Origin of the sequence: Rhizobium zaerense, from assembly GCF_051810725.1 — a bacterium.
GTDB classification, from domain to species: Bacteria; Pseudomonadota; Alphaproteobacteria; order Rhizobiales; family Rhizobiaceae; genus Rhizobium; species Rhizobium leguminosarum_I.
The window spans coordinates 303,813-320,585 of the sequence record NZ_CM132690.1; the positions used below are offsets into that span (position 1 = coordinate 303,813).

17 protein-coding genes and 1 tRNA gene are annotated in these 16,773 nt (G+C 60.0%); 5 read left to right on the top strand and 13 right to left on the bottom strand.

Annotation, left to right across the window (positions count from 1 at the left end):
* From ACS4RR_RS01575 to ACS4RR_RS01595, 5 genes are all read right to left on the bottom strand, one after another.
* Nucleotides 1-972 (bottom strand): ABC transporter permease, encoded by a 972-nt coding sequence (locus ACS4RR_RS01575; protein ID WP_260109808.1) that lies wholly within the window; start codon nt 970-972, stop codon nt 1-3.
* Between the two features lie 10 nt (nt 973-982).
* Nucleotides 983-2,086, bottom strand: coding sequence for an ABC transporter permease (locus ACS4RR_RS01580; protein ID WP_260109807.1), 1,104 nt, complete (start codon nt 2,084-2,086; stop codon nt 983-985).
* A 7-nt stretch (nt 2,087-2,093) separates the two neighbouring features.
* Entirely contained in the window at nt 2,094-3,605 is a 1,512-nt protein-coding gene (locus tag ACS4RR_RS01585; protein ID WP_260109806.1) for an ABC transporter ATP-binding protein, read from the bottom strand.
* A gap of 88 nt (nt 3,606-3,693) precedes the next feature.
* On the bottom strand, nt 3,694-4,686 hold the full coding sequence (locus ACS4RR_RS01590; RefSeq protein ID WP_064247499.1) for a BMP family lipoprotein: 993 nt from the start codon (nt 4,684-4,686) through the stop codon (nt 3,694-3,696).
* 317 nt (nt 4,687-5,003) lie between these two features.
* A complete protein-coding gene (locus ACS4RR_RS01595; RefSeq protein WP_018070333.1) occupies nt 5,004-5,321 on the bottom strand; it encodes a hypothetical protein in 318 nt (105 codons plus the stop codon).
* 228 nt (nt 5,322-5,549) lie between these two features.
* Between ACS4RR_RS01595 and ACS4RR_RS01600 the strand changes: the two genes are divergently transcribed.
* Nucleotides 5,550-5,639, top strand: a tRNA-Ser gene (locus tag ACS4RR_RS01600).
* 63 nt (nt 5,640-5,702) lie between these two features.
* Here the strand turns inward: ACS4RR_RS01600 and ACS4RR_RS01605 are convergent.
* On the bottom strand, nt 5,703-6,179 hold the full coding sequence (locus ACS4RR_RS01605; RefSeq protein ID WP_260297520.1) for an Lrp/AsnC family transcriptional regulator: 477 nt from the start codon (nt 6,177-6,179) through the stop codon (nt 5,703-5,705).
* Nucleotides 6,180-6,220: 41 nt separating this feature from the next.
* Between ACS4RR_RS01605 and ACS4RR_RS01610 the strand changes: the two genes are divergently transcribed.
* From ACS4RR_RS01610 to ACS4RR_RS01625, 4 genes are all read left to right on the top strand, one after another.
* Nucleotides 6,221-6,841: an RBBP9/YdeN family alpha/beta hydrolase gene (locus ACS4RR_RS01610; protein ID WP_260109804.1), complete on the top strand. Its 621-nt coding sequence runs from the start codon at nt 6,221-6,223 to the stop codon at nt 6,839-6,841.
* A 241-nt stretch (nt 6,842-7,082) separates the two neighbouring features.
* Entirely contained in the window at nt 7,083-7,292 is a 210-nt protein-coding gene (locus ACS4RR_RS01615; RefSeq protein WP_170280170.1) for a KTSC domain-containing protein, read from the top strand.
* A 60-nt stretch (nt 7,293-7,352) separates the two neighbouring features.
* Nucleotides 7,353-7,577 (top strand): hypothetical protein, encoded by a 225-nt coding sequence (locus ACS4RR_RS01620; RefSeq protein ID WP_456189617.1) that lies wholly within the window; start codon nt 7,353-7,355, stop codon nt 7,575-7,577.
* A gap of 152 nt (nt 7,578-7,729) precedes the next feature.
* The gene (locus tag ACS4RR_RS01625) at nt 7,730-7,969 is read left to right on the top strand and encodes a CrpP-related protein (protein ID WP_017966522.1); all 240 of its coding nucleotides are present in this window, start codon (nt 7,730-7,732) and stop codon (nt 7,967-7,969) included.
* Here ACS4RR_RS01625 and pncB read toward each other — a convergent pair.
* The 7 genes from pncB to ACS4RR_RS01660 form a co-directional block, all read right to left on the bottom strand.
* The gene (gene pncB / locus ACS4RR_RS01630) at nt 7,951-9,255 is read right to left on the bottom strand and encodes a nicotinate phosphoribosyltransferase (RefSeq protein ID WP_260109803.1); all 1,305 of its coding nucleotides are present in this window, start codon (nt 9,253-9,255) and stop codon (nt 7,951-7,953) included. The two genes, ACS4RR_RS01625 and pncB, sit on opposite strands and share 19 nt — an antisense overlap.
* Before the next feature lie 187 nt (nt 9,256-9,442).
* Nucleotides 9,443-9,790, bottom strand: a complete 348-nt coding sequence (locus tag ACS4RR_RS01635; protein WP_260109802.1) for a hypothetical protein — start codon at nt 9,788-9,790, stop codon at nt 9,443-9,445.
* Between the two features lie 88 nt (nt 9,791-9,878).
* Nucleotides 9,879-10,838 (bottom strand): 2-hydroxyacid dehydrogenase, encoded by a 960-nt coding sequence (locus ACS4RR_RS01640; protein WP_456189618.1) that lies wholly within the window; start codon nt 10,836-10,838, stop codon nt 9,879-9,881.
* A gap of 8 nt (nt 10,839-10,846) precedes the next feature.
* A complete protein-coding gene (locus tag ACS4RR_RS01645; RefSeq protein ID WP_260109800.1) occupies nt 10,847-12,484 on the bottom strand; it encodes an ABC transporter ATP-binding protein in 1,638 nt (545 codons plus the stop codon).
* Nucleotides 12,481-13,629 (bottom strand): ABC transporter permease, encoded by a 1,149-nt coding sequence (locus ACS4RR_RS01650; RefSeq protein ID WP_260109799.1) that lies wholly within the window; start codon nt 13,627-13,629, stop codon nt 12,481-12,483. Before ACS4RR_RS01650 ends, ACS4RR_RS01645 begins: the two co-directional genes overlap by 4 nt.
* A complete protein-coding gene (locus ACS4RR_RS01655; RefSeq protein WP_260109798.1) occupies nt 13,629-14,717 on the bottom strand; it encodes a microcin C ABC transporter permease YejB in 1,089 nt (362 codons plus the stop codon). The genes ACS4RR_RS01650 and ACS4RR_RS01655 overlap by 1 nt, the downstream gene beginning before the upstream one ends.
* A gap of 150 nt (nt 14,718-14,867) precedes the next feature.
* Nucleotides 14,868-16,700, bottom strand: a complete 1,833-nt coding sequence (locus tag ACS4RR_RS01660; protein ID WP_456189619.1) for an extracellular solute-binding protein — start codon at nt 16,698-16,700, stop codon at nt 14,868-14,870.
* Nucleotides 16,701-16,773: the final 73 nt, after the last annotated feature.

Here is a 16,773-nt window from a genome sequence, read left to right on the forward strand (position 1 = left end):
TTAACGCTCCTTCGTATAAGGCACGCCGCCGGCTTTCGGCGGGGTCGCAACGCCGATGAAGCCGGCAAGCAGGACGCAGGTTAGAACATAGGGCAGCGCCTGGAAGACCTGAACCGGCACTTCGCCGATCAGCGGCACCTGCTTTCCCTGCATGAAATTTGCCAGCGCATCAAGGAAGCCGAAGAGCAGGCAGGCAAACATGACGGGCACCGGCTTCCACTTGGCAAAGACCAGAGCGGCAAGCGCGATGTAGCCCTTGCCGGCCGACATGTCCTTGATGAAGGCGGCGGACTGGGCAATCGCCAGATAGGTGCCGGCAAAGCCGCAGAGAATGCCGGCGCACATGACGGCGCGGTAACGCAGCCAGGCAACCGAAATGCCGGCAGTATCGACCGCGCCCGGGTTTTCACCGACGGCGCGCAGCCGCAGGCCGAAGCGTGTGCGGTAGAGCACCCACCAGGAAAACGGCACGGCGAGAAAGGCGAGATAGGTGAGGACATTGTTGCCCGATATGACATTGGCATAGATCGGGCCGATGATCGGTATCTCGCGGGCGGCATCGGCGGCTGGCAGGATGATCGGCGCGAAGCGCGATTCCGGCGACAGCTGCGGCGTGCGTCCGCCCTGGCCGAACCAGGCTTGGCCGAGCACGATGGTGATTCCGGCGATGAAGAAGTTGATGGCGACGCCTGACACAATCTGGTTGCCGCGATTGGTGATCGAGGCGAAACCGTGCACCAGGCTCAGCGCCACCGAGCAGAGGATGCCTGCACCGAGGCCGAGCCAGGCCGAATCGGTAAGATAGGCAACGCAGGCGGCGGCAAAGGCCGATCCCAGCATCTTGCCCTCGAGACCGATATCGAAGATGCCGGCACGTTCCGAAAACAGACCGGCAAGGGCGGTGAAGATCAGCGGGATCGACAGGCGGATGGTCGAGCTCAGAACGCTGATGAAGATGTCATAATAATCCATCGCCCGCTCCTTAACCGCGCTTGAACTGTTGGTAGAGGCGCACCATCGCCGGCCGGAACATATATTCCAGCGCGCCGGCAAAGAGGATCACCAGACCCTGGATGACGAGGATCATCTCGCGGGTGATGTTCGGCATTTCGAAGGAAATCCAGTCGCCGCCCTGGTAGAGAATACCGAAGAGGATCGCCGCCACGATGATGCCGAGCGGATGGTTGCGGCCCATCAGCGAGACGGCGATGCCGACGAAGCCGGCACCGCCGACGAATTCCACCTGCAGGCGGGCCGACGACCCCATGACCGGGTTCAGCGCCATCATGCCGGCGAGCGCGCCGGAGAGCAGCATGGCGATGATCACCGTGCGCGCATAGGGAATGCCGAAATAGTCCGCCGCCGTCCGGCTGACGCCCAGTGTGCGCATCTCGAAGCCGAGCTTGGTGCGCCAGACGAGCAACCAGACGAGGTAGCTGACGACGAGTGCAATGATGAAGGAGACGTTGAATGGGGCGGCCCCCAGCTTGGCGCCGAACAGCTGCATGACCCAGCCGAGCTTCGGCAATTGGCCGCCTTCCAGGAAGGTGCGGGTTTCCGGCGCCATCTTGCCTGGTACGATCAGCACATGCACCAGGAGATACACCATGAGCGCTGCGCCGATATAATTGAACATGATCGTCGTGATGACGATGTGGCTACCGCGTTTTGCCTGCAGGAATGCCGGGATGAAGGCCCAGGCTGCGCCGAACAGGCCGGCGCCGACGACGGCGATCGGCATCGTCACATACCACGGCACGTAGCGATCGAGCGCCAGCGCCACCAGCGCGCAGCCGAGGCCGCCGACATAGGCCTGGCCTTCCGAGCCGATGTTGAAAAGGCCGGCATGGATCGCCACCGCGACGGAGAGGCCGGTGAAGATGAAGCTCGTCGCGTAATACAGCGTGAAGCCGATGCCTTCGCCATTGCCGAGCGCGCCCTGGATCAGCAGCGACAGTGCATCGAGCGGGCTCTCGCCGATCAGCCAGACGACGAAGCCGGAGATCAGGAAGGCGACGACGAGGTTCAAAATCGGGATGAGGCCGTAATTGATCCAATTTGGTAGCGGAACGGAAGCAGTGCTCATAAAGGCCTCATGCGGCAATGCCGGCCATCATCAGGCCGAGGGTCTGTTCACCGGCATCGGGCGTCTTCTCGCCGACGACATGGCCGGCAAACATGACAAGGATACGGTCTGAAAGAGAGCGGATCTCATCGAGTTCGACGGAGACGAGAAGGATTGCCTTGCCCGCGTCGCGCATCTCGATGATCCGGCGGTGGATGAATTCGATGGCGCCGATATCGACGCCACGTGTCGGCTGGCCGATGATCAGCATCTTCGGATCGCGTTCGATCTCGCGAGCGACGACGATCTTCTGCTGGTTGCCGCCGGAGAAATTCGCCGTCTTCAGCCGCGGGTTCGGCGGGCGGATGTCGTATTTCTCGATCATCTCCATTGCATCCTTGCGGATAGCTTCGAGATCGAGAAATGGGCCGCGGCTATAGCCCGGCCGGCGGTGATAGCCGAGCACGGAATTTTCGTATTCCTCGAATTTCAGCACCAGGCCCATATGGTGGCGGTCCTCGGGAATATGAGCGAGGCCGAGATCACGCAGGCGGGCCGGATCGGCCTTGTCGATCGTCTGGCCGTCGAGCAGGATTTCGCCGGAGGTCGGCTTGCGGATGCCGGCAATCGCCTCCAGCAATTCGGACTGGCCATTGCCGGCGACGCCGGCAATGCCGACGATCTCGCCGGCGCGCACGTCGAAAGAGACGTTGTCGACCATGGTGACGCCGCGATTGTCCTTGACCGTCAGGTTGCGGACGGACAGCACGGCGGCCCCGGGGTTCGCCTCGCCCTTCTGCACACGCAGCAGCACCCGGCGGCCGACCATCAGTTCGGCGAGCTCCTCCACCGTCGTCTCCGCGGTCTTGCGGGTCGCGACCATTTCGCCGCGACGCATGACCGAGACCGTATCGGTGATCGCCATGATCTCGCGCAGCTTGTGGGTGATGAGGATGATCGTCTTGCCCTGATCGCGCAGCACCTTGAGGATGCGGAAGAGGTGATCGGCCTCTGCCGGGGTCAAAACGCCTGTGGGCTCGTCGAGGATCAGGATCTCGGCACCGCGATACATGGCTTTCAGGATCTCGACACGCTGCTGCAGGCCGACCGGAAGCTCCTCGATCAGCGCGTCGGGATCGACCTCCAGACCATATTCCGTTTCCAGTCGCTTGAGCTCGGCGCGCGCCGAGGCGACGCCCCTCGCCAACAGCATGCCGGCTTCGGCGCCAAGCATGATGTTTTCGAGCACCGTGAAATTATCGACCAGCATGAAATGCTGGTGCACCATGCCGATGCCGGTGGCGATCGCCGCCTGGCTGTCACGGATGGTGACGGGATTGCCGTTGACGCGGATCTCGCCGCTGTCGGCATGGTAGAAACCATAGATGATCGACATCAGGGTCGATTTACCGGCGCCGTTTTCGCCGATGATGCCGTGGATCGTCCCCCTGGCAACGGTAAGGTTGATGTCCTTGTTGGCGTGGACGGCACCGAACTTCTTGTCGATGCCGACAAGCTCGATAGCGGGCTTATCTGTCACTGCAGGCTCCAAATAAGAAAAGGGCGTATGGCGAAAATCCCCTCCGCCATACGCCCGATCTCAATCGTCGATCACATTCGGGCGCGGATCACTTCGGGCAAGCATTGTCCGAGGTGTAATCGTGAACCTTGACGGTTCCCGCGATGATGTCGGCCCTGGCTTTGTCGACGGCAGCCTGCATTTCCGGCGTGATCAGCGACTTGTTGTGCTCATCGATCGCGGCGCCAACACCCTCTTCCTTGACGCCGAGCGCCTGGACGCCGCCGGTGAACTTGTCGTTCTTGGTGTCGTTATAGGCGTTGTAGACGGCGAGGTCGACGCGCTTAACCATCGAGGTCAGGACCGAGCCCGGATGCAGATAATTCTGGTTGGAGTCGACGCCGATCGACAGCTTCTTGTTGTCGGCGGCCGTCTGCAGAACGCCGAGACCGGTGGCACCGGCTGCCGCATAGACGACGTCAGCGCCCTGGTCGATCTGGTTCTTGGTGAGCTCGCCGCCGCGGACCGGGTCGTTCCAGGCCGCGCCCGTCGTGCCAGTCATGTTCTGGAAGACTTCGATATCGGCCTTGACGGAGCGTGCGCCCTGCTCGTAGCCGCATTCGAACTTGCGGATCAGCGGAATGTCCATGCCGCCGACGAAACCGACCTTGCCTGACTTCGACGCCATGCCGGCGAGAACGCCGACGAGGTAGGAGCCTTCTTCTTCCTTGTAGACAACCGAGCGGACGTTCGGCTTGTCGACGACGGAGTCAACGATGATGAACTTGGTATCCGGGAATTCGGCTGCAACCTTCTCGATGGCCGAGGTCCAGGCGAAGGAAACTGCAACCACCGGATTGAAACCACGGCTTGCGAAGTTGCGGATGGCCTGTTCGCCCTGGGTGTCGCCCGTCGGCTCGAAGTCGCGATAGGCAATGCCGGTCTCGGCCTTGAACTTCTCGGCACCGTTATAGGCCGCCTCGTTGAAGGACTTATCGAACTTCCCGCCGGTGCCGTAAACCAACGCCGGCTTGACATCGGCGGCAAGCGCCGTCGTCGACATGGCAGCCACGGCAAAGAGAGTGAGAAGGGATTTTTTCATTGTGCAGCCCTGTTGTTGCTATTCGTTAGGGGTCCTCCCGCAAGCCCTTTTCGGGCATGTCTGCGGAACCACCGACCTCCCCCCGGAGGCCTGGCTGCGCGCATCCTTGCATGGCTCACGGAAAAATTCACCAGAAATTTTTCAGCTGGTAAAGATTTGCAGCGATTGCCGAAAATCAGCTCTTCGGGGCTGATTTTTGGACATTCCTTGCCTCAAAATGCGGATTTTCTAGCCAATTCGGCGGCAAATACCGAGATAGAAGAGCGGACGATGCCCACCCGGATTTCTCGCCGGATCGTGTTGGCGGAACCACCTTGCTATGCGGTGAAGCGACCCGCCACCGGCGGCTTCTTGTAGCCGATCATCCACAGAAGCAGCGCGATCACCAGGAAAACGGCAAAGGCCGGCTGGAGCATCAGCCACTGGAAGATGAAGGTGTAGAAACGCGGGTGGATATAATAGGAAAGGGAGGATTGCAGCGACGTCAGGGTTGTCGGGCTGACATCCTGCCAGGCATCGGAGATCGGCGTCATTACCACGGAAGACGCCGCAACCGATTGGATCGAATCGATGGTCCCGGCAATCACGGCCGCCGCAAGCGCGACAAGACTCGCCAGACGCAACAGGAAACGCATCAATTCCTCCGACGCTCGATATGCCGGACAATTCCGGCCGGCCGCGCCATTCTCCACCTTGAGAATTACATAGTCATCGATGAGGTGAAGCACAATGGAGGGGCCGAGGCGAGTTTTATCTGAAGAAGTCAAAAAACTGTTAGATTTCGGTTGATCGACAAAAATTCATCGGTATATATCGCGCCGTTCCGACGATTTGCTCCTATCCTAGGCGCGAACGCCAACAATGGACAGGTGGCCGAGTGGTTTAAGGCGCACGCCTGGAACGCGTGTGTACGTGAAAGCGTACCGTGGGTTCGAATCCCACCCTGTCCGCCATACCCTCATTTTCAATATTGATTCAAACCGCATTTCGCGCGGGACGCGGAAGCTTTGTTATTCTCAAGGGCGCTGCAGCAGGGCGCGTCCGATCTGCTTCGGGTTCTCGCTGCGCAACACCAGAGATGTCGTCACAGCCCCAAATCGCGCGATCGTGTCAACGATCGTTTCCAGCTCTCCCGGCGACGGGACCAGCACCTTCAAGAGAAAACAGTCCTCTCCGGTGAGGCGCAATACTTCCATGACTTGCGGCATCTGCGCGAACTGTTTCAGACAGGGTTTGATATGCTCATGCGTCGTGCGCAAGCGAAGCACAGCCGTCATTCCAATTCCCAAAGCGGTCGGGTCTATCCGGGCGGTGTAACCGACAATGATGCCGCGGTCTTCCAGCCGCTTGACGCGTTCCGATGCTGCCGGCTGAGAGAGCCCGACCCGCCGACCGAGTTCGGAGATCGCAATGCGTCCATTTTCCTGCATCGCTTCGATGATGGCGATATCGGTCGGATCGAGCAATACCCGATTGTTTTCCTGAAAAGCCATGGGATCACCTTAAAATCATCGGAGAACGGCGTGGTTTTCCGATGATCATTCATTCCGAAGCAAAAGAAAATGCATCATTTTCACCTGCGCGGATGATCAAAGGAAAAGACATGAAGGACATCATCATATTGCCGGGAATTGGCGGTTCGGGTGAGACTCATTGGCAAACACGTTGGGAAAGGTCGAACCCGGACATGCGGCGTTTCCAACCGGCTAATTGGGAAAAGCCCGACTTGGCGGACTGGATTTCAGCTCTGGAGCGCGCCGTTGGCGCATCGGCGACCCCTCCCCTGCTGGTCGCGCATAGCCTTGCCTGTCTGCTGGTTGCTCATTGGCAGCAGGTTTCTTCGCTTGCCGTTGCCGGAGCGTTTCTTGTGGCAGTCCCGGATCCGCAGTCCGCGTCATTCCCTGAGGAGGCGGCCGGATTCGCCGATCCGCCGTCGCAAAAAATACGCTTCCCCACTCTGATTATCGCAAGCGCCGATGATCCCTTCGGCACGCTCGACCATGCCCATGCGCGCGCGGATCTGTGGGGCAGCGGCCTTGTCGCGATTGGTCCTTTCGGCCATATCAACGGGCAAAGCGGTCTTGAGGACTGGGGCCAGGGAAAGGCGTTGCTGACGGCCTTCTCTGCCGGATTGGCGAAATCTGATCGGGCTTGAACTTATTTCGAGTTCCCGACCAAATAGCGGAAACAGGCCTTTGCTGCGGCGGACGCGTGCGAGACGGAGCGACGAAATGCGCCGCTCGCAAACGTACGTTCGAGGCTCTCGACCCGTCGCTCCGATGACGCTACGAGGTTTAAAACGTCGAAAGATTCCTGAATTTTTACCATGCGGCTTCACCGCGTCTTTGCACGTTTGGGTTTAGGTTCAGCCAAACTCAAAAACAGAGGTAAAACAGATGGAAGAACTTTCGGTAAAGTCGAAGATCATCAAATCCGTCTATTTCAGCCAGGAAGACGGACGGCTCAGGATTTGTTTCAAGAATGGCGAGGAACGTCTGTTCCAAGGCGTTCCCTCCTCGGAAGCCCACGCGATGACGGTGGCGCCGTCTCCCGGCCATTATTATCTCGACCGGATCAGAACCCGGTTTCGCAGATTGGCAGCCTGAAAACCCGCGCGGATAGCGACAGCACGCATTGCGGGGTTGCGTGGAATCGGGACGCGGCCGGTGGATATTGACCGGCTGTTAGCCTTCGATATCATCTGGGTTGGATCGCCGCGGTCGGAAAGCGGCAACGTGTCGGCGCTGCCGGCGTTAAAGGTCGGCCAGCCGGGAGGCTCGGCGGCGAACCCCAGCCAGGAAGCCGAGCCTCCCCGTCACGGGACGCTCGTGGAGCGCCATGCCGAAATGCATATCGTTTTCGAACGCCACATGCCCCGCTTGTTTGCTTGAGATCGTATGATCCCGCGCCAGTTTGGGTCCCCATCATCCCACCGCGCTAGCGAATTGGGGCTAATCCTGTGAAAAACTCGAGATATCGCATCCGGACTCGACAATGCTTTATTAGCATGATTGCATAAAGCCGGATAAAGACGAGAGTGATGATGTTCGAGAAGCTGCTTGAGATGCAGGAGCGTGGCGCACGGGACCGTGCCCGTGGCCGCAGCCTAGCCGACAATCCGATGTCGAAGCCGGATATCCTGCCGATCACCGACTTCCAGGAATGGTACTCGATGTTCGACGCCTGGCGCTTCGGTTGGTCGATCGAGGATGCGATGGCGGGGCACATCAATATGCCCCGGGATGGCGGCACATTGGCCCAGACCTACACCAGAACGGTCTGATCGACCCTGTCCTCGGCGCCGAAGAATTTCAGGTAGCGTTCGACCTCGGCCGGTTCGCCGGTCGCCTTCTGCGGGTTGTCGGAGAGTTTCACCGCCGGACGGCCGTTGGCGTCGCTGACCTTGCAGACGATGGAGATCGGGTTGAGGCCGGAGATCTCGATCGGCGCGCAGCCGGAAAAATCATTCGTCAGGTTCGTGCCCCAGCCGAAGCTCATGCGCACGCGGCCTTCGAAATGCCGGTAGGTATCGATGATAGCGTCGACGTCGAGACCGTCGGAGAAGATCAGCAGCTTCTGGCGCGGATCGCGGCCCATCTTTTTCCACCAGTCGATAATCTTCTCGCCGCCTTCGATCGGCGGGGCACTGTCCGGGCGGAAACCGGTCCAGTCGGCGACCCATTCCGGCGCGTCGCGCAGGAAGGCGGCGGTGCCGAAGGCATCCGGCAGGACGATCAGAAGGTTGCCGCCATAGAGTTTGTTCCAGTCGCGCAGGATCTTGTAGGGCGCGTTGCGCAACTGCTCGTCGGTTTCGGCCAGGGCGGCGGCGACCATCGGTAGCTCGTGAGCATTGGTGCCGACGGCCTCAAGATCGGAATCCATCGCCAGCAATACGTTGCTGGTACCGGCAAAGGCCGGGCCGATGCCTTCCTTCAGCGCCTCGACGCACCAGCGCTGCCAGAGGAAACTGTGACGGCGGCGGGTGCCGAAATCGGAGATGCGCAGGCCCGGCAGTTCCTTCAGCCGTTCGACCTTCGACCACATCTTCGCCTTGGCGCGGGCATAGAGCACATCGAGAGTGAAGGGACCGAGCGCCTTCATCGCCGAGCGCGACCTAAGCTCGTTGACGATGGCGAGCGCCGGGATTTCCCACATGGTGGTTTCCTTCCACGATCCGTGGAAATCCAGCACATATTGCCCGTCCTTCTTCGACAGCTCGTATTCGGGCAGCTGGAAATTGGAAAGCCAAGCGAGGAATTCCGGTTCAAAGATCTGCGCGCGACCATAGAAGCTGTTACCCGCAAGCCAGATCATCTCCTTCTTGGAGAGCCTCAGCGTGCGGGCATGATCGAGCTGCTCGCGCAATTCGCCTTCATCGAGTTCTTCGGCCAGACGCACCCGCTTGGTGCGGTTAATCAGGGTGAAGGAAGCGTTCACGCCCGGATAGAGCTTCCAGATCATCTGCAGCATCAAAAGCTTGTAGAAATCGGTATCGATCAGGCTGCGGATGATCGGATCGAGTTTCCAGGCGTGATTGTAGACGCGTCTTGCGATATCGGTCCTGGCCATGAAACTCCCGCCCCTGTCCACTCCGGTCAGGTGCTGCCAAATTCCCGGGTACTGCCAAGTTCCCAGCCGGCGCACGAAACCGGCTCGTGTGCCTTCTTATCGAAAAATCGGCGGCTAAAGTCCAGACAAAACAATAAACGCCCCGCCGCAGTGTGGCGGCGGGGCGTGAAGGTGGTTTTGCTGAAGATTATTGGGCCGGAGTTGCGGGCGCGACATTCGGAGCGGCCGGCGTGTTGTTCGGCGTTTCGGTTGGAACGGCAGTACCGTTCTGCAGTGCCGGCGCGGGGGCCGGAGCAGGCTGCTGCGACTGAAGCTGCTGGCCTGGCTGGTGCGGTGCCACCTCTTTCGCCTCGCGCCTGCCCCAAATCTCGACCGGTATCCAGACCACGAAGGCAAGCACCAGCGCAACGATCAGCACTGTCAGAATGCGATAACCGGTGCGTCCCTGCCTTGCCTTCACCGGCGGGATCAGCTGTTCCTTGTGAAGCTTGCGATCGGATTTTTCCCAGCGTGTTTCCCTCTGATGCGCCATCATCATCTCCTTCCGCTGTCTTGACCGGCCGATCCGGCTGCGAAGAATTTCCGCAAAGGAAACGGGCGGCTGTCTGGAAGGTTCCGAAAGCTCAATAGCCGGCGGCGCGGTCGACCACGAATTGCAGCGGCTCGCCGCGCTCGAAACGGGCGATCTGCGTCTCGACATGCCGGAACAGCGCGTTTTCTTCGGAGACCGCCGCATCGTGCGGCGTAAGGAAGACGTTCTGCAAGTCCCACAATGGGCTGTCTGATGCAAGCGGTTCCGCCTCGAAGACATCGAGGGAAGCGCCGCCGAGGGTACCATTTCGGATGGCGGAGGCGATATCGGCCTCGACCTGGCTCTTACCGCGGCCGGCATTGATGAAAACCGGCTGCCCGAGCGCGCCGTTACGACGCAGCTTCGCAAAGAGAGCGGCGTTATAAAATCCCGATGTTTCAGGCGTCAGCGGCAGCAGGCCGACGAGGATGTCGGTCCTTGCGAGAAAGCTGTCCAGTGCGCTGGCGTCGAAGGTTTCGATACCGTCGATCTGCTTGCGGGTGCGCGACCAGCCGATGACATTGAAACCCATCACCCTCAGCTTGGCGACCGCGTCCTGCCCGAGAATGCCGAGACCCATGACACCGACCGTCACTTCCGCCGCCTCCGGCGCGATCAATTTTGCCCATTGGCGCTGGCGCTGGTGGCTGTCATGGGCGTATTGCCCGCGCAGATGCATCAAGCACTGCATGACCACCCATTCGCTCATGCGTGTCGTCAAGCTGCGGTCGACGAAGCGAACAATCGGGATCTCGGGCAGGCCGGCCATGCCGATGATATGGTCAACGCCGGCGCCGCCCGAAAAGATCACTTTCAGCTTCGGCGCCCGCGCGAAAAGATCGGCATCCGGCTTCCACAGAAGCGCGTATTCGACCGCGCTGAGATCGCGTGCCTGATTGGCCGGATCGGCGAGATTGATGCTGCCGCGGTCGGCAAAGGCCGTCTTCAGCACGCGCGCGACGCCTTCGGCATTAAACTTGATATCGACGAGAACGGGAGGACGGGCGGACATGAGCTTCTTTATTGCTGCACGGCGGGCGTCGGCACCGCCTCGATGTTGAAAGCGGCGGCCATGAGGGCCTTGGTGTAATCGTCCTTCGGCGCGCGGAAGATGTCGGCTGACGGACCCTGTTCCACCACCTTGCCGAACCGCATGACGATGACGTCGTTGGCGAGCGCCTTCACCACTTTCAGGTCGTGGCTGATGAAGAGATAGGCGAGGTCGTGTTTCTTCTGCAGATCGCGCAGCAAATCGACCACCTGGGCCTGGACGCTCATATCGAGGGCGGAGGTCGGCTCGTCGAGCATGACGAAGCGCGGTTTCAGCACCATGGCGCGGGCAATGGCAATGCGCTGGCGCTGGCCGCCGGAGAATTCGTGCGGATAACGCCAGCGGGTCAGCGGATCAAGACCCACCTCCTCAAGCGCCCAGCAGACGCGCTGGTCGCGTTCTTCAGCGGTCAGGGAGCGCTCATGCACCTTCAGCCCCTCGGCGACGATATCGCCGACCGACATGCGGGGGCTGAGCGATCCATACGGATCCTGGAAGACGACCTGCAGCTGATTGCGCAGCGGCCGCATTTCGCTGAACGAATAGCCGGCTATATCGTTGCCGACAAAGGCGATCCGCCCTTCTGAGGAAATCAGCCGGGTGAGCGCCAGGCCGAGCGTGGTCTTGCCGGAGCCGGACTCGCCGACGACGCCGAGCGTCTGGCCGGCGCGTAGCGAAAGATCGATGCCGTCGACCGCCTTCACGTGATCGACGACACGGCGCATCAGCCCGGCCTTGATCGGGAACCAGACACGGATATCCGAACCTTCCATCACCATCGGTTTCGACGGATCGGCCAATGGCGGCTCGCCACGCGGCTCGGAGGCCAGAAGGTGCCGGGTATAGTCGTGCTTCGGATTGGAAAAGACGTCCTCGACGGCTCCGGTTTCGACAATCCTGCCCTTGGTCATGACGCAGACGCGATCGGCGAATTTGCGCACGATGCCGAGATCATGGGTGATGAACAGCAGCGACATGCCGTGGACGGCCTTCAACTGCCGGAGCAATTCGAGGATCTGCGCCTGCACCGTGACGTCGAGGGCGGTGGTCGGCTCGTCGGCAATCAGCAATTCCGGCCGGTTGGCGAGCGCCATGGCGATCATGACGCGCTGGCGCTGGCCACCGGAGAGTTCGTGCGGATAGGCCTTCAACCGCTTCTCCGGCTCACGGATGCCGACCTGGTTCAACAATTCCAGTACGCGCTGGCGCGCCGACTGGCCGGTCATGCCCTGGTGCAGGGCAAGGATCTCGGCGATCTGCTTCTCGATCGTATGAAGCGGATTGAGCGAGGTCATCGGCTCCTGGAAGATCATGGTGATGTCGTTGCCGCGCACGTCGCGCAGTTCCCGCTCCGACGCCTTCAAGAGATCCTTACCCTTGAACAGGATTTCGCCGGAGGGATGGCTTGCCGACGGATAGGGCAAAAGCCGAAGGATCGAGTTGGCCGAGACCGATTTGCCGGAGCCGGATTCGCCGACGAGCGCCACGACCTCGCCTTTGGCGATATCGAAGGAGATATGATCGACGGCGAGCGAGGTTTCTCCGCCTTGATGAAAGGCAACCGAGAGATCACGGACGGAAAGCAGCGGTTCTGTCATGTCACTCATTGAAACGTCTTCCTCGGATCGAAGGCATCGCGCACGGCTTCGCCGATGAAGATCAGCAAGGAAAGCATGATCGACATGGCGAAGAAGGCCGTCAGGCCGAGCCATGGCGCCTGCAGATTGGTCTTGCCCTGCGCGATCATCTCACCGAGCGAGGGGGAGCCCGGCGGCATGCCGAAGCCGAGGAAATCGAGCGAGGTCAGCGTCGTGATCGAACCGGAGAGGATGAAAGGCAGGAAGGTCAGCGTCGCGACCATCGCGTTCGGCAGCAGGTGGCGCCACATGATGGTGCGATTGTTGACGCCGAGCGCACGGGCGGCGCGGACATATTCGAAATTGCGGGCGCGCAGGAATTCGGCCCGCACGATGCCGACGAAGCCGACCCAGGAGAAGAGCAGCATGATGCCGAGCAACACGAAGAAGCCGGGCGGCAGCAGTGCGGCGATGATCAGCAGAATGTAGAGTACCGGCATCGACGACCAGATCTCGATGAAGCGCTGCAGCAGCAGATCGGTCCAGCCGCCGAAATAACCCTGCACCGCACCCGCCGTCACGCCGATAACAGCCGAGCAGATGGTCAGCACCAGGCCGAAAAGCACCGATATGCGGAAACCGTAGATGACGCGCGCCAACACGTCGCGCGCCTGGTCGTCGGTGCCGAGCCAGTTGAGATTGCCGGGAGTGCAATCCGGATCGTTCACCCCTTGCGGATAGCCGGCGCAACGCTCCTCCTTCGTCATCAACCAGAAGGGAGCGGTCGGCGCCGAATGCGGAATGTTGGAATTGACCGAGCGATAAGAATAGCGGATCGGCGGCCAGATCATCCAGCCGTTGGCATTGATTTCGTCTGTTATCACCGAGGAACGATAGTCGGTTTCGGCCAGGAAGCCACCGAACTTTTCCTCGGGATAATCAACGAGGACTGGGAACAGGACCTCGCCTTTGTAGGAGGCGATGATCGGCCGGTCGTTGGCGATGAATTCGGCAAACAGGCTGAGGATAAACAACAGCATGAACAGCCACAGCGACCAGTAACCGCGGCCGTTCGCCCGGAAATTCTGCCAGCGGCGGATGTTGGTTGGTGAGAGCAAGCCTTTGCGCGGCGGCTTGACGGGTGTCGTGACAGCGGGGTTTGCGGCGGCGTCCATCAGACATCCCTCCGCTCGAAATCGATGCGCGGATCGATCCAGGTGTAGATCAGGTCGGAAATCAAGCTGACGAACAGACCGAGCAGCGAGAAGATGTAAAGTGTGGCGAAGACGATCGGATAATCCCGGTTGACCACAGAGAGGTAGCCGAGACGGCCGAGGCCATCGAGCGAGAAGATATTTTCGATCAGCAGCGATCCGGTGAAGAAGGCGGAGATGAAGGCGCCGGGGAAACCGGCAATGATGATCAGCATGGCATTGCGGAAAACATGGCCATAGAGCACCTGCCGCTGGTTCAGGCCCTTGGCGCGGGCGGTGACGACATATTGCTTCTTGATTTCCTCGATGAAGGAATTCTTGGTCAAAAGCGTCGTCGTCGCGAAAGCGGACAGGGAAAGCGAGATCAGCGGCAAGGTCAGGTGCCAGAAATAGTCGAGCGGCTTCTGCCACCAGGCCAGCTGATCGAAATTGTCGGAGACCAGGCCGCGCAACGGAAACCAGTCGTAGAACGAGCCGCCGGCGAAAAGCACGACCAGGAGAATGCCGAACAGGAAGCTCGGTACGGCATAGCCGACGACGATGACGCCCGAGGTCCAGACGTCGAAGGTCGATCCATCCTTGATTGCCTTGCGGATGCCGAGCGGGATGGAGATGGCATAGGAGAAGATCAGGATCCAGATGCCGAGCGAGATCGACACCGGCAACTTCTCCTTGATGAGTTCGAGCACGGAGGTGTTGCGGAAGAAGCTCTCGCCGAAATCGAAGCGGCTGTAATTCCACATCATCTCGCCAAAACGGGTCAGCGGCGGCTTGTCGAAGCCGAACTGTTTTTCGAGCTTGGCGATCAGTTCCGGGTCGAGCCCTTGGGCACCGCGATATTTCGAGCCTTCATCGCTGCCGGTGCCGCCGAGAAGATCGCCACCGCCGGATAGGCGCTGGTCGGCACTGTCAGCCTGACCGGTCAATTGGGCGATCACCTGCTCGACGGGACCGCCGGGCGCGAACTGGATGACGATGAAGGAAATCGCCATGATGCCGACGATGGTCGGGATCATTAGAAGCAGGCGGCGAATGACATAGGCGCCCATCAGCCTTCAGCCTCCGGGAATGTTTTTCCTGTCTGCCTGCCGTCCAGTCTCATGCCGCTCAATCCGCCAGCCTTCCCTTGCCGGCCCTGCCGGCTTGTCGTGATCTGCTCGTGCCATTTGGAGCCGAGGGCCCCTGCATTGCAAGCCCGCTCATTTTGCCGAGGTCGACCACCAAGCTTCCGGGAAACCCAGACCATAGGCGGGAAACTCGGCCGGCCGGGTGATCGTGTTCCAATAGGCAAGGCGAGATGTCCTGGAGTAAAACAATGGCACGACATAGTGATTGGCCAGCAAGACGCGATCCATGGCCTTGATCGACGCGACCTGCTCGTCCCGGTTCGGCGCGAAAATGATCATGCGGATTAAGGCATCGACGGCCGGATCAGCGATGCCGGCATAGTTGCGCGAGCCAGGCTGCTTTGCCGCCTCGGAACCCCAGTAGTCGGCCTGCTCGTTGCCGGGATTCATCGTCTCGCCCCAGATGCCCCAGATCATGTCGTAATCGAAGCTTCTGACGCGGTTCGTATATTGCGAGGCATCGACGGTGCGCAGACGGGCATCAATCCCGATCTTCTTGAGGTTGTTCGCATAGGGAAGGACCGAGCGCTCGAAGGACGGGTTGGACAAGAGGATTTCGAAGCTCATCGGCTGGCCGGTCTTCGCGTTGACCATGCGATTGCCCTTGAGCTCCCAGCCCGCCTCTTTGAAAAGAGCGATGGCCTTGCGCAGATTGTCGCGGATCTTCTGCGGATCACCGGCAACGGGATTGGTGTATGGCGTTGTGAACACCTCCGGCGGAACCTTGTCCTTCAGACCTTGCAGTATTTCCAGCTCCCGTCCCTGCGGCAGGCCGGATGAGGCGAGTTCGGTGTTCCAGAAATAGCTGTCGATCCGCTCGAAGGCATTGAAGGCGAGGTTGCGGTTGAGGTCCTCGAAGTCGAATGCATAGTTCAATGCCTCGCGCACCTTGATGTCTTTGAAGAGGTCGCGCCGCATATTGGGTACAAAAGCCTGCATGATGCCCGTTGCGCGTAGCGCGTTCGGCGGCTCCTCGCGCTTGACACGGCCATCCTTCACCGCAGGAAAGTCGTAAGCTGTCGCCCACCGGCTTGCCTGGTTTTCCTGGCGATAGTCCACATTGGCGGCACGGAAGGCCTCGAATTCGACATCCCGATCGCCGAAATAGGTGTAGATGATGTTGCGGAAATTGTACTGGCCGACATTCACATTGAGATCCTTGCCCCAATAATCATCGCGCAATTCGAAACGAGTGCGCGCGCCCGGAGAGAAATCGGCGATCTTGTAGGGACCCGAGCCCATGACGGGCTCCAGCGTCGTCTTGGAAATGTCTCGCGGCTTGCCATCCGGCCCCGGCGCCTCCCACCAATGCTTCGGCACAATCGTCAATTGGCCGAGAATATTCGGAAGCTCGCGGTTGTTCTTCTCGTCGAAAGTGAAGGTGACGTCGCGATCGCCGGTCTTTTCGGCTTTCACCACATGGCTGTAATAATTGAAGTTGAGCGGATTGAGCTCCTTGGATTTGTCGAAGCTGAAGACCACGTCATCAGGCGTCACGGGCTGGCCGTCCGCCCATTTCGCCTCCTTGCGCAGGCGGAAGGTCGCGCTGGAGACATCAGGGGGAAAGGAGAGCCCTTCGGCAAGCAGACCATAAGAAGCGAGAACCTCGTCATCGGCAGGTTTCATGAGAGTGTCGTAGACCAGCGCCACGCCTGTCGCCACTTCGCCCTTTTCCAGCAGCGGATTGAACGTATCGAAGGTGCCTGTTGTCGAAAGGCGCAGGTCGCCGCCCTTTGGGGCGTTGGTATTGACGTAGTCGAAATGGGTGAAGCCTGGCTGGTATTTCAGTTCATTAATGACCGAACTTCCGATGCGGAATTCCTGGTCCTCAGCCTTGGACGAGAGGGGAACGAGAGCACCCGCAAGCGATAAAAACAAACCGATCTTCGACCACAGAACCGCCATTCACGCTTTCCCCTGATTATTGGTGGGTTCGACAATACGAAAAATACGGGCGAAAAACAGGAGAGAGTTTGGT

Coding starts and splice junctions, on each gene's coding strand:
- pncB (WP_260109803.1), bottom strand. CDS start 9,255: ATGGCCAGGACCGATATCGCAAGACGCGTCTACAATCACGCCTGGAAA.
- ACS4RR_RS01610 (WP_260109804.1), top strand. CDS start 6,221: ATGATCATTCATTCCGAAGCAAAAGAAAATGCATCATTTTCACCTGCG.
- ACS4RR_RS01595 (WP_018070333.1), bottom strand. CDS start 5,321: ATGCGTTTCCTGTTGCGTCTGGCGAGTCTTGTCGCGCTTGCGGCGGCC.
- ACS4RR_RS01590 (WP_064247499.1), bottom strand. CDS start 4,686: ATGAAAAAATCCCTTCTCACTCTCTTTGCCGTGGCTGCCATGTCGACG.
- ACS4RR_RS01660 (WP_456189619.1), bottom strand. CDS start 16,700: ATGGCGGTTCTGTGGTCGAAGATCGGTTTGTTTTTATCGCTTGCGGGT.
- ACS4RR_RS01635 (WP_260109802.1), bottom strand. CDS start 9,790: ATGATGGCGCATCAGAGGGAAACACGCTGGGAAAAATCCGATCGCAAG.
- ACS4RR_RS01615 (WP_170280170.1), top strand. CDS start 7,083: ATGGAAGAACTTTCGGTAAAGTCGAAGATCATCAAATCCGTCTATTTC.
- ACS4RR_RS01580 (WP_260109807.1), bottom strand. CDS start 2,086: ATGAGCACTGCTTCCGTTCCGCTACCAAATTGGATCAATTACGGCCTC.
- ACS4RR_RS01605 (WP_260297520.1), bottom strand. CDS start 6,179: ATGGCTTTTCAGGAAAACAATCGGGTATTGCTCGATCCGACCGATATC.
- ACS4RR_RS01625 (WP_017966522.1), top strand. CDS start 7,730: ATGTTCGAGAAGCTGCTTGAGATGCAGGAGCGTGGCGCACGGGACCGT.
- ACS4RR_RS01645 (WP_260109800.1), bottom strand. CDS start 12,484: ATGAGTGACATGACAGAACCGCTGCTTTCCGTCCGTGATCTCTCGGTT.
- ACS4RR_RS01655 (WP_260109798.1), bottom strand. CDS start 14,717: ATGGGCGCCTATGTCATTCGCCGCCTGCTTCTAATGATCCCGACCATC.
- ACS4RR_RS01640 (WP_456189618.1), bottom strand. CDS start 10,838: ATGTCCGCCCGTCCTCCCGTTCTCGTCGATATCAAGTTTAATGCCGAA.
- ACS4RR_RS01575 (WP_260109808.1), bottom strand. CDS start 972: ATGGATTATTATGACATCTTCATCAGCGTTCTGAGCTCGACCATCCGC.
- ACS4RR_RS01650 (WP_260109799.1), bottom strand. CDS start 13,629: ATGGACGCCGCCGCAAACCCCGCTGTCACGACACCCGTCAAGCCGCCG.